We start from the raw sequence: 10,116 nt of genomic DNA on the forward strand, positions 1-10,116 counted from the left end.
GCGCGCCGTCACCTCGGCCAAGGTCCGCGCGCGTTCTGCCCACTTGGTAAGCAGCGCCCGCCGGAAAGGCAAGCGAACCGGCAGCCACCCGGCCCGGCCCGTGGCAGAGCGAGAATCATCCGCGGTCGATTGTCCGGGCTCTCGCAACGATCTGCGGACCTTGGGCGGAAAGACGCGCAACCGCGACCAATGGTGGGCAGGCAGACACCTCTGCCGCAATTTCGCCTCATCTGCGACCGAACTTTTGCCCTAACTCGTAACGACAACGAGTGCCGTGCGCGGTGCATTCCGGGATTGCGTTCCGGGTGCCGTCCTGGGGAGAGGTTGAACGAAGATGATGATTGCCCCAAAGTCCGTTTCCGTGGCCAAGGCCGCGCCAGCCGCCGCAGGGCGGGCCACTGATGCCCTTCGCCGTTTCCGGCGCGAAGAGGACGGCTCGCTGATCATATTCGGGCTCTTCGCCTTCGTGATGATGCTGCTGCTCGCCGGGGTGGCGCTCGACCTGATGCGCTTCGAGGAGCGCCGCACGACGCTGCAGAATACCATCGACCGCGCCTCGCTGGCCGCTGCCGACCTCCAGCAATCGCTCGATCCGAAGGAAGTGGTGAAGGATTACTTCCTGAAGGCCGGGCTGAAACCGCCGGCCGATGACGATATAATCGTCACCGAGGGCACGCTCACCGACTACCGCAAGGTGGAAATCTCGGTCTCCGAGGAAATGCCGACCTGGTTCATGGCGCTCGTCGGCGTCAAGACGCTGTCTACACCCGCTTCCTCGACCGCCGAGGAAAGCGTGGGCCAGATCGAGATCTCGCTCATCCTTGACGTCTCGGGCTCGATGAACTCCAACAGCCGGCTGACGAACCTGAAGCCCGCCGCGAAAAGCTTCGTCGACCAGATCTTCGACTCCGCCGAGGAAGACAAGGTCTCGATCTCGATCATTCCCTACGCCACGCAGGTCTCGATCAGCGACGACCTCGCGAGCTACTTCAACATCACCAACGAGCACACGAACTCGACCTGCATCGAGTTCGACGTTTCGAAGGGCGATTTCGACACGACGGCCGTCTCGATCGGCGGCGCGCGCGTCTATCAGCGCAACGGCCACTTCGACCCGTTCAACAAGACCACGCCGGTGACCGGAAACAGCAGCGCGCTGCCGAATTGCCCGGTGGAAGCGGAGCGGCACATCCTGCCCTTCTCGGGCGACCGCGACCAGTTGAAAACCTTCATCGACAACCTGACGGCAGAGGGAAACACCTCGATCGACATCGGCATGAAATGGGGCTCGGCGCTGCTCGACCCGTCGATGCAGCCGGTCGTGGACGGGATGATCGCTGACGGCGATCTGCCCGGCGCCTTTTCCGAACGGCCCTATGCCTTCGACGACACCGAGGCGCTGAAGATCATCGTGCTGATGACCGACGGCGCCAACACGACCGAATACCGGCTGCGCAACAATACCACGTCGACCCCCTATTACGACGAAGGCCAGAGCCTTTTGGTGCGCAACCCCTATTACCGGACGAACGGCTCGTCCTCCGACGACTGGTCGCGAAATCAGTATTCGCTCTGGGACGCTTCGAAGAACAAGTACTACATCTTCGCCCTGAACGCCTGGCGGACGGAACCCTGGGGTGACAAGTCGGGCGATACCGGCTGGACCGGATCGCCGTCGTCGGTGCCGATGACCTGGCAGCAGGTCTGGGGCGACATGTCGATCTACTGGTTCTCCGACGAGCTGATCTACCGCGCCTATGGCAGCAGCTCGACCCGAAACCAGTGGCGCCCCGCCTCGGTCACGAACCCGAAGGCCAACACCTACATCGCCAGCGCCAAGGACGGTATGACACGTGACGTCTGCGACGCGGCCAAGGCCAACGGCATCCGCATCTACACCATCGCCTTCGAAGCGCCGACACAGGGCCAGAACCTGCTCGAATCGTGCCAGAACGCCGGCTACTACGCGGTGGAGGGCCTCGACATCAACGACGCGTTCGCGGGCATCGTGAACTCCATCAACAAGCTGAGGCTGACGCACTGACATGGCCTGGCTCATGAACAGACTGCGGGCCCGCTGCGCCCGCCTGGCGCGGGAAGAGGACGGAACGGCGACGATCCCGTTCATCATCTTCCTGCCTTTCTTCATGCTCCTGGTGATGTCCTCGCTCGAGATGGGGACACTCATGCTGCGCCATGTCATGCTCGAACGCGCGCTCGACATGTCGGTCCGCGATCTCCGGCTCGGCAACTGGTTGAACCCGACGCACGAAGACTTCAAGCGGACTGTCTGCAACCGCGCGGGCGTTATTCCCGACTGCATGAACGTGCTGCTGATCGAACTGCGCCCGGTCAGCACCGAGACCTGGGAACCGCTCGCCTCCGGCCCGATCTGCGTGGACCGGGCCGAGCCGATCAAGCCGGTGACCACCTTCGACACGGGCGTCGGCGACAACATGATGCTGATCCGCGCCTGCACCAAGTTCGACCCGATCTTCCCGACCTCGGGACTCGGCTTCCAGTTGCCGCGGGACAATACCGGCGCCTATGCGCTGGTCGCCGCCACGGCCTTCGTCAACGAACCCGATGTGGGGGGCTGAGATGTCCATACTGTCGCGCCTGCGCCTGCGCACCGCCTCCTTCGCCCGCGAGACCCGCGGCTCGATGCCGGTCGAGGGGATCATCGCCTCGACCTGGCTGATCTGGTGGTATGTCGCCTCGTTCCAGTTCTTCGACGCCTATCGCCAGAAGAACATCAACCTGAAGGCCGCCTACACGATCGCCGACATGGTCTCGCGCGTGCAGCCCGACGATGCGGTGGACAGCAACTACATCGACGGGCTCAATACGCTCTTCGACTACCTCACCTTCTCGCGCAAGCCGACCTGGGTCCGGGTGTCGAGCGTGATCTGGGACGATGTCGACAACCGGTACGAGATCGCCTGGTCCTATGCGACAGGCCCCGTGGGCGGCCAGACCGACACGACGATCCAGAATGACGCCGACCGGATCCCGGTGATGCCCGCGGGCGACTCGGTCATCCTCGTCGAGACCAACATGGCCTACGAGCCGATCTTCAACATCGGGCTCAAGGCGCAGTGGTACACGACCTTCATTACCACCCGGCCGCGCTTCACCTCCTGCGTGAAGTACGACCTCAATGACGGGTCGACGCTTCCCGCCTGCATCTACGACAGCGATGTCGACATGTCGGACAACGTCAGCGACGACAACACGGGCGACATCACCATCGACCCCGACAACACCTGACCCGACAACCTCGTGGCGGGACAGCATGCCCGGGCGCCCCCGCGCCCGGGCTTCGCATATTCCCCCCCCCGCGGGCGCGCGGAGCGTTGCCGGTCCGTCACGCACCGGAAGCACAGGACCTGTGCCGCAGCGCCGGCACCGCACGGGCTGCGGCGGGCACGTCCACATCCTATATCGCCTGGCATGATCCCCTCCGCGAACAGGAGAAGCCACATGTCCATCCGCCCGGTCATCGATGCCCGCCAAGCCCTCCCGACCATGGAGGGCGCCGGCGTCAAGCTGCACCGCGCCTTCGGCTTCCGCGACCCGAAGGAACTTGACCCCTTCCTTCTCTTCGACGATTTCCGCAACGAGCGGCCCGAGGATTACCTGCGCGGCTTTCCCTGGCACCCGCACCGGGGGATCGAGACGATCACCTACGTGCTCGCCGGCACGGTCGAACATGGCGACTCGCTCGGCAACCGCGGCCGGCTCGGCTCGGGCGACGTCCAGTGGATGACCGCGGGCTCCGGCATCCTCCACCAGGAGATGCCGCAGGGCAACGCCAGGGGCCAGATGCACGGCTTCCAGCTCTGGGCCAACCTGCCCTCGCGGCTGAAGATGACGGCGCCGCGCTATCAGGACGTGAACTCGGCCGAGATCCCCGAGGTCATCGACGACGACGGAACCATCGTCCGCGTCGTGGTCGGCTCCTTCTGGGGCAAGACCGGCCCGGTTGACGGCATCGCCGCAGATCCGCAGTACCTCGACATCTTCGTCCCCGCGGGGCGGCGCAAGACCTTCCGGGTCGACACCTACCGCCGCGCCTTCGCGTATGTCTTCGAGGGCGCGGGGCGTTTTGCCGCTGCGTCGCGGCCCGAGGGCGTGCTCCTCGAAAAGGAAGTCATGGGGCGCGAGGTGAACATCCGCGACCTCTCGGGCAACCGGACGCTCATTCGCTTCGGCACCGGTGAGGAAGTAACCGTCCAGGCGGGCGAGGAAGGTATCCGCTTCCTCCTCATCTCCGGCGCGCCGATAGAGGAGCCGGTGGCTTGGCACGGGCCGATCGTGATGAACACGCAGGAGGAACTGCGGCAGGCGATGGCCGACCTCAGAAACGGGACCTTCATCCGCCCCGCGCACTGAGCGGTGGCGACGGGGCCATTGCCAGCCCTTCATCGGGCCCCGAACCGGTGACGCACCAATTCGCGGGGCCCGAAGCATTTCCCGGCAGAAGGCAAGGCGCCTCAGGCGGCGACGGCCTTGCGGACCATGTCCCAGTAGATGTCGCCCACGGCGTCCCGGTCGAGCCGCCCGCCCTCGCGGTACCAGGTGGTCACGCCGGTGAGCATGGCGATGATCGCGAGCGAGGCCACCTTGGAGTCCGGCGCGGCGAAGAGTCCCTCCACGACACCGTCGCGAAGGATCGTCTCGAGCCGGGTTTCGTAGTCGCGCCTCAGCCCCTCGATCACGGCGAAGTTCTCCGGCCCGAGGTTCCGCAGTTCCATGTAGGAAAGGAAGACGGCCTCGGCCCGGTCGAGGTTGAAGCGGATGTGGAACCGTACGAAGGCTTCGAGCCGTGCAAGCGGGCCGTCACCCGCAGGCACGGCGTCCCAGGCCGCCAGAAGCTCGTCCATATGCGCCTTCAGAAGCTCGAAGAGCAGCGTCTCCTTGTCGGGCGTGTAGAGGTAGAGCGCGCCCGCCTGCACCCCCACCTCGGCCGCGATCTGGCGCATCGAGACGGCCGCGAAGCCGTAGCGCGCGAATAGCGAGCGTGCCACCGCGCGGATGCGCGGGCCGGTGATCTCCGAATGCGAGCCGGTCTTGCGTGCCATGCCGGAAGATTATCTGAACGCGCGTTCAATACAATCCCGCGCCGCCTGGCCTTGCGCCGCGCCGGGCGCGGGCTATCCTCTGCCCTACCGACGGAGCCAAAGATGCGCCCTGCCCGCCTTATCCCGATCTGCGTCCTGCCGGCGCTCGCCGCCTGTGCGGCCCTGCCTGCGCTGAAGGACAGGCCGGAAGCCCCGGCGACGCAGGCGGCCTGGCCCGCGCTCATGCCGATCGACGCGCTTCTGGCCGCCGTGCCGCCTGCTCCCGCCGCCGATCCGGCGGCGGCCGTCGCGGCCCGCGCGGCTGCCTTGCGCGCCCGGGCAGCCGCGCTGCAGGCGGCCGACCCCTCTGGCTGACCCCGGCGGGCGCAACCACGTTGCAACCGGGCAGGCTTCGGGCTAACACCCGGGACGCCCGCCCGGGCGTCCCTCAGCGACGGAGTCTCCCATGTCCCAGCCCCTGCGTCTCGGCATTGCCGGCCTTGGCACGGTGGGCATCGGAACGGTGAAGATCATCCAGAAACACGCCGAGCTTCTGGCCCGTCGCACGGGGCGGCCGATCCTGATCAGCGCGGTCTCCGCACGCGACCGGATGAAGAACCGCGACGCGGATCTGTCGTCCTATGTCTGGGAGGAGGATCCCGTGCGCCTCGCCACGCGCAAGGACGTCGACGTCTTCGTCGAACTCATGGGCGGGGCCGATGGCGCCGCCTTCGACGCGACGCGCGCTGCCATCGCGGCAGGCAAGGACGTCGTGACGGCGAACAAGGCGATGCTGGCGCACCACGGCCACACGCTCGCGGCGCAGGCCGAAGCCAGGGGCCATGTGATCCGCTTCGAGGCCGCAGTCGCGGGGGGCATCCCGGTCGTCAAGGCGCTGACCGAGGGGCTGGCGGGGAACGCGATCACCCGCGTCATGGGCGTGATGAACGGCACCTGCAACTACATCCTGACGCGGATGGAAAGCGCCGGGCTCGCCTACGCCGAGGTCTTCGAGGAGGCACGCCAGCTCGGCTATCTGGAAGCCGACCCCAATCTCGACGTGGGCGGCATCGACGCCGGCCACAAGCTGAGCCTGCTGGCCGCCATCGCCTTCGGCACCCGCGTCGCCTTCGACGCGGTTGAACTGGAAGGGATCGGCCGGATCTCCATTGACGACATCCGCCGGGCGGCCGACATGGGGTTCAGGATCAAGCTCCTCGGCGTTGCGCAGATGACGGGGCGGGGCCTCGAACAGCGCATGTCGCCCTGCCTCGTGCCGGCCGAGAGCCCGCTCGGCCAGCTCCATGGCGGCACCAACATGGTGGTCCTCGAAGGCGACAGCGTCGGCCAGATCGTGCTGCGCGGCGCCGGTGCCGGCGCCGGTCCGACCGCCTCGGCCGTCATGTCCGACGTGATCGAGATCGCGCGCGGCTGCCGCATCTCCACCTTCGGCCAGCCGGCGGACACGCTCGCCGAGCCGGTGGCGGCGAAGGCGATGGCGCCGGCGCCCTTTTACCTTCGCATGGAGTTGACCGACAAGCCGGGCGCGCTCGCCAAGGTGGCGACGATCCTCGGCGAGGAAGGCATCTCCATCGACCGGATGCGGCAGTACGGCCATGCCGATGCCTCTGCCCCGGTACTGATCGTCACCCACAAGACGACGCGCGAGGCGATCGACCACGCCGCCCGCCGACTGCCCGGCACCGGCGTGGTGCTGGGCGAGCCGGTGGCGATCCGGATCGAATCGGTCTGAGTCCGCCGCGTGGGGCTTGCCCCGTTCCGCAGGGACCGGCTAGATGCACGTGACCCGGAACCAGCAGGACACCACCATGGCCGACGCCCAGGAATTCCACGACCGCATGCTCTCGCTGGGCCTCGCCCGCGTGTCAGAGGCAGCCGCACATGCCTCGGCCCGCCTCATCGGGCGCGGGGACGAGAAGGCCGCCGACCAGGCTGCGGTCAACGCCATGCGCGACCAGCTCAACCTTCTCGACATCAAGGGCACCGTGGTCATCGGCGAGGGCGAGCGCGACGAGGCGCCGATGCTCTACATCGGCGAGGAAGTGGGCACCGGCGAAGGCCCCGAGGTCGACATCGCTCTCGATCCGCTCGAGGGCACGACGCTGACCGCGAAAGACATGCCGAACGCGCTGACCGTGATCGCCATGGCGCCGCGCGGCACGCTTCTGCACGCTCCGGACGTCTACATGGACAAGCTCGCCATCGGGCCGGGCCTGCCGAAGAACGTCGTGAGCCTGGAGATGAGCCCGACCGAACGGGTGGTGGAACTGGCAAAGGCCAAGCGCTGCAAGCCCACCGACATCACCGTCTGCATCCTCGAGCGCCCGCGGCACGAGGAGATGATCAAGGAGGTCCGCGGGACGGGCGCCGCGATCCGGCTCATCACCGACGGTGACGTGGCGGGTGTGATCCACTGCGCGGAGAGCGAGATCACCGGCATCGACATGTACATGGGCTCCGGCGGCGCGCCCGAGGGCGTGCTCGCGGCCTCGGCGCTGAAATGCATGGGCGGGCAGATGTGGGGACGGCTCATCTTCCGCAACGACGACGAGCGGGGACGCGCCGCCAAGGCCGGGATCAAGGACCTGAACCGGATCTATGCGCGCGACGAGATGGTGACGCGCCACGTGATCTTTGCCGCGACCGGCGTGACCAACGGCTCCATCGTGCGCGGGGTGAAGCGCGAACCGACCTATATCGAGACAGAGACGATCCTTATGCGGTCGAAGACCGGCTCGGTCCGCCGCATGATCTACCGCAACCCGATCCGCTGAAAGAGCGGCCGGGGGCGACCCCCCGGGACCCCGGGGACATTCTGGAACGGGTGAAGGGGCGGCGCATTCCGCCGCCGCCGCCCTTGGCTATGACGGGGCCATGAGCGCATTTCTGGGAGTAGAGTCATCTGCCACGGGCCGCCGCTGGCTGGGTCCCACCGCCGAGGCGGAACGTCAGGCCGAGGCGATCGCGCAGGCGACCGCCCTGCCGCTTCCGCTCGCCCGGGTGCTCGCGGCCCGGGGTGTCGCGCCGGAGGAGGCGGTGCGGTTCCTCGACCCGCAACTCCGCGAACTTCTGCCCGACCCGCGCTCGCTTAAGGACATGGGGCTGGCCGCGGCGCGCTTCGTGACGGCGCTGAAGGGGCGCGAGCGCATCGCGGTCTTCGCCGACTACGACGTGGACGGCGGCGCCTCGGCGGCGCTTCTGGTCTGGTGGCTCAGGCACTTCGGACGCGAAGCCACGCTCTACATTCCCGACCGGATCGACGAGGGCTACGGGCCGAACGAACCCGCGATGGCCAGGCTGGCGGCGGTGCACGATCTCATCGTCTGCGTCGACTGCGGAACGTTGAGCCACGGGCCGGTCGCCGCCGCCAAGGGCGCCGACGTGATCATCCTCGACCACCACCTCGGGGCCGAGACGCTGCCCCCTGCCCTCGCCGTTGTCAACCCCAACCGCCAGGACGAGAGCGGCGAGCTCGGCCATCTCTGCGCCGCTTCGGTCGTCTTCCTGATGCTGGTCGAGGCGAACCGTCTCCTGCGCGAGGAGGCGCTTGCGGGGCCCGACCTCATGGCGCTTCTCGACCTCGTGGCGCTCGCGACCGTCGCCGACGTCGCGCCGCTCAAGGGCGTCAACCGCGCGCTCGTCCGGCAGGGGCTGAAGGTGATGGCACGGCGCGAGCGCGTCGGGCTCACGGCACTGGCCGACATCGCGCGGATGGACCGGGCGCCGACGGCCTATCACCTCGGCTTCCTTCTCGGACCGCGCGTGAACGCCGGCGGGCGGATCGGCGCGGCCGACCTCGGCGCCCGGCTTCTTGCCACCGCCGATCCGCACGAGGCAGAGGCGTTGGCCGAACGGCTCGAAGAGCTCAACACCGAGCGGCGCGACATCGAGAACCGCGTGCGCGACGCGGCACTGGCACAGGCCGAGACGCGCGGCTTCGATGCGCCGCTCGTCTGGGCGGCGGGCAAGGGCTGGCATCCCGGCGTCGTCGGTATCGTCGCCGCGCGGCTGAAGGAGGCGACGAACCGCCCCGCCGTCGTGATCGGCCTCGACGGCGGGATCGGCAAGGGCTCGGGCCGCTCGGTCGAAGGCGTGGACCTCGGCGCTGCGATCCAGCGCCTTGCGGCCGAGGGGTTGCTGCTGAAGGGCGGCGGGCACCGCATGGCTGCCGGACTGACCGTGGACGAGGGGCGTATCGAGGCGGCCATGGACCGGCTCTCGCTCCTTCTTGCGCGCCAGGGCGCCGGAACCGCCGGCCCCCGCGACCTGCGCCTCGACGGACTCATGATGCCGGGGGCGGTGACGCCCGCACTGATCGAGGAGATCGAGCGCGCCGGTCCCTTTGGCCAGGGCGCGCCCGCGCCCCGCTTCGCCTTCGCTGCCATGGGGGTCACGCATGCCCGGCGGATCGGCGAAAACCACCTCAGGATCGGCTTTTCCGACGGGATGGCCGCGCCCGTGGAGGCGGTGGCGTTTGGCGCCTTCGACGGCCCCATCGGACCGCTGCTGGAACAGCACGGCGGCTTGCGGTTCCACCTTGCCGGGCGACTGGAACTCAACCACTGGCAAGGCCGGGCGAAGCCTCAGCTCAGGCTCGAGGACGCCGCCCGCGCCTGACCGGCAAGCGGCGAAAAAGCCGAAAAATCCTCTTGCGAGTCATGAGCGGCTGGCCTAAACACCGCCCCACGCCAAGCGCGGCCCGTTCGTCTATCGGTTAGGACACCAGGTTTTCAACCTGGGAAGAGGGGTTCGACTCCCCTACGGGCTGCCACTTTCCCCCTCTCTGAGACGCTTTTGTTCAGCGCGGTTCTGTTGAGCGTTGTCGGGGCTCGACGGAAGTTCCTGCAACGGCAAACCACCGGAACGCCGCACTTGCCTTGCAGATCCGCGCCCTGTCGCTTTGCGCCGCAGTTGCGTCCGCGGTTTGTCAGGAGACTGCATCAGGAACCACGTACGGGCGCGGGACGGAGGGCCCAATGCGCCTTGAACTCTTGGTGGAGGGCACCATCCGGCGGTCGGGAACGATGGCTGC

9 protein-coding genes and 1 tRNA gene are annotated in these 10,116 nt (G+C 67.7%); 9 read left to right on the top strand and 1 reads right to left on the bottom strand.

The genetic code is table 11. From position 1 onward, the window contains the following. Positions 1-334 precede the first annotated feature (334 nt). The 4 genes from ACMUOO_RS02120 to ACMUOO_RS02135 all read left to right on the top strand — a co-directional run bounded on the left by ACMUOO_RS02120 (position 335) and on the right by ACMUOO_RS02135 (position 4,395). Positions 335-2,044, top strand: coding sequence for a pilus assembly protein TadG-related protein (locus ACMUOO_RS02120; protein WP_301919088.1), 1,710 nt, complete (start codon positions 335-337; stop codon positions 2,042-2,044). Between the two features lie 13 nt (positions 2,045-2,057). Continuing rightward, on the top strand, positions 2,058-2,600 hold the full coding sequence (locus ACMUOO_RS02125; protein ID WP_301919089.1) for a TadE/TadG family type IV pilus assembly protein: 543 nt from the start codon (positions 2,058-2,060) through the stop codon (positions 2,598-2,600). A 1-nt stretch (position 2,601) separates the two neighbouring features. After that, positions 2,602-3,270 (top strand): TadE/TadG family type IV pilus assembly protein, encoded by a 669-nt coding sequence (locus ACMUOO_RS02130; protein WP_301919090.1) that lies wholly within the window; start codon positions 2,602-2,604, stop codon positions 3,268-3,270. Positions 3,271-3,483: 213 nt separating this feature from the next. Next, the gene (locus tag ACMUOO_RS02135) at positions 3,484-4,395 is read left to right on the top strand and encodes a pirin family protein (RefSeq protein ID WP_301919091.1); all 912 of its coding nucleotides are present in this window, start codon (positions 3,484-3,486) and stop codon (positions 4,393-4,395) included. A gap of 101 nt (positions 4,396-4,496) precedes the next feature. On the opposite strand, the gene ACMUOO_RS02140 is transcribed toward ACMUOO_RS02135, so the two are convergent. Further along, positions 4,497-5,084, bottom strand: a complete 588-nt coding sequence (locus ACMUOO_RS02140; RefSeq protein WP_301919092.1) for a TetR/AcrR family transcriptional regulator — start codon at positions 5,082-5,084, stop codon at positions 4,497-4,499. A 102-nt stretch (positions 5,085-5,186) separates the two neighbouring features. Between ACMUOO_RS02140 and ACMUOO_RS02145 the strand changes: the two genes are divergently transcribed. The 5 genes from ACMUOO_RS02145 (at position 5,187) to ACMUOO_RS02165 (ending at position 9,855) form a co-directional block, all read left to right on the top strand. Beyond that, a complete protein-coding gene (locus tag ACMUOO_RS02145) occupies positions 5,187-5,438 on the top strand; it encodes a hypothetical protein (protein WP_301919093.1) in 252 nt (83 codons plus the stop codon). 91 nt (positions 5,439-5,529) lie between these two features. Next, positions 5,530-6,816, top strand: coding sequence for a homoserine dehydrogenase (locus ACMUOO_RS02150; protein ID WP_413854828.1), 1,287 nt, complete (start codon positions 5,530-5,532; stop codon positions 6,814-6,816). 76 nt (positions 6,817-6,892) lie between these two features. Continuing rightward, entirely contained in the window at positions 6,893-7,858 is a 966-nt protein-coding gene (gene glpX, locus ACMUOO_RS02155; RefSeq protein WP_301919427.1) for a class II fructose-bisphosphatase, read from the top strand. Between the two features lie 100 nt (positions 7,859-7,958). Further along, the gene (recJ, locus tag ACMUOO_RS02160) at positions 7,959-9,701 is read left to right on the top strand and encodes a single-stranded-DNA-specific exonuclease RecJ (protein ID WP_301919095.1); all 1,743 of its coding nucleotides are present in this window, start codon (positions 7,959-7,961) and stop codon (positions 9,699-9,701) included. Positions 9,702-9,780: 79 nt separating this feature from the next. After that, positions 9,781-9,855, top strand: a tRNA-Glu gene (locus ACMUOO_RS02165). The last annotated feature ends 261 nt before the right edge of the window (positions 9,856-10,116 follow it).

It is taken from the genome of Albidovulum sp. (assembly GCF_041919395.1).
Lineage (GTDB): Bacteria > Pseudomonadota > Alphaproteobacteria > Rhodobacterales > Rhodobacteraceae > Albidovulum.

Excerpts from the sequence above, each read along its gene's own strand:
- ACMUOO_RS02120 (WP_301919088.1), top strand. The coding sequence starts at position 335 with ATGATGATTGCCCCAAAGTCCGTTTCCGTGGCCAAGGCCGCGCCAGCC.
- ACMUOO_RS02125 (WP_301919089.1), top strand. The coding sequence starts at position 2,058 with ATGAACAGACTGCGGGCCCGCTGCGCCCGCCTGGCGCGGGAAGAGGAC.
- ACMUOO_RS02130 (WP_301919090.1), top strand. The coding sequence starts at position 2,602 with ATGTCCATACTGTCGCGCCTGCGCCTGCGCACCGCCTCCTTCGCCCGC.
- ACMUOO_RS02135 (WP_301919091.1), top strand. The coding sequence starts at position 3,484 with ATGTCCATCCGCCCGGTCATCGATGCCCGCCAAGCCCTCCCGACCATG.
- ACMUOO_RS02140 (WP_301919092.1), bottom strand. The coding sequence starts at position 5,084 with ATGGCACGCAAGACCGGCTCGCATTCGGAGATCACCGGCCCGCGCATC.
- ACMUOO_RS02145 (WP_301919093.1), top strand. The coding sequence starts at position 5,187 with ATGCGCCCTGCCCGCCTTATCCCGATCTGCGTCCTGCCGGCGCTCGCC.
- ACMUOO_RS02150 (WP_413854828.1), top strand. The coding sequence starts at position 5,530 with ATGTCCCAGCCCCTGCGTCTCGGCATTGCCGGCCTTGGCACGGTGGGC.
- glpX (WP_301919427.1), top strand. The coding sequence starts at position 6,893 with ATGGCCGACGCCCAGGAATTCCACGACCGCATGCTCTCGCTGGGCCTC.
- recJ (WP_301919095.1), top strand. The coding sequence starts at position 7,959 with ATGAGCGCATTTCTGGGAGTAGAGTCATCTGCCACGGGCCGCCGCTGG.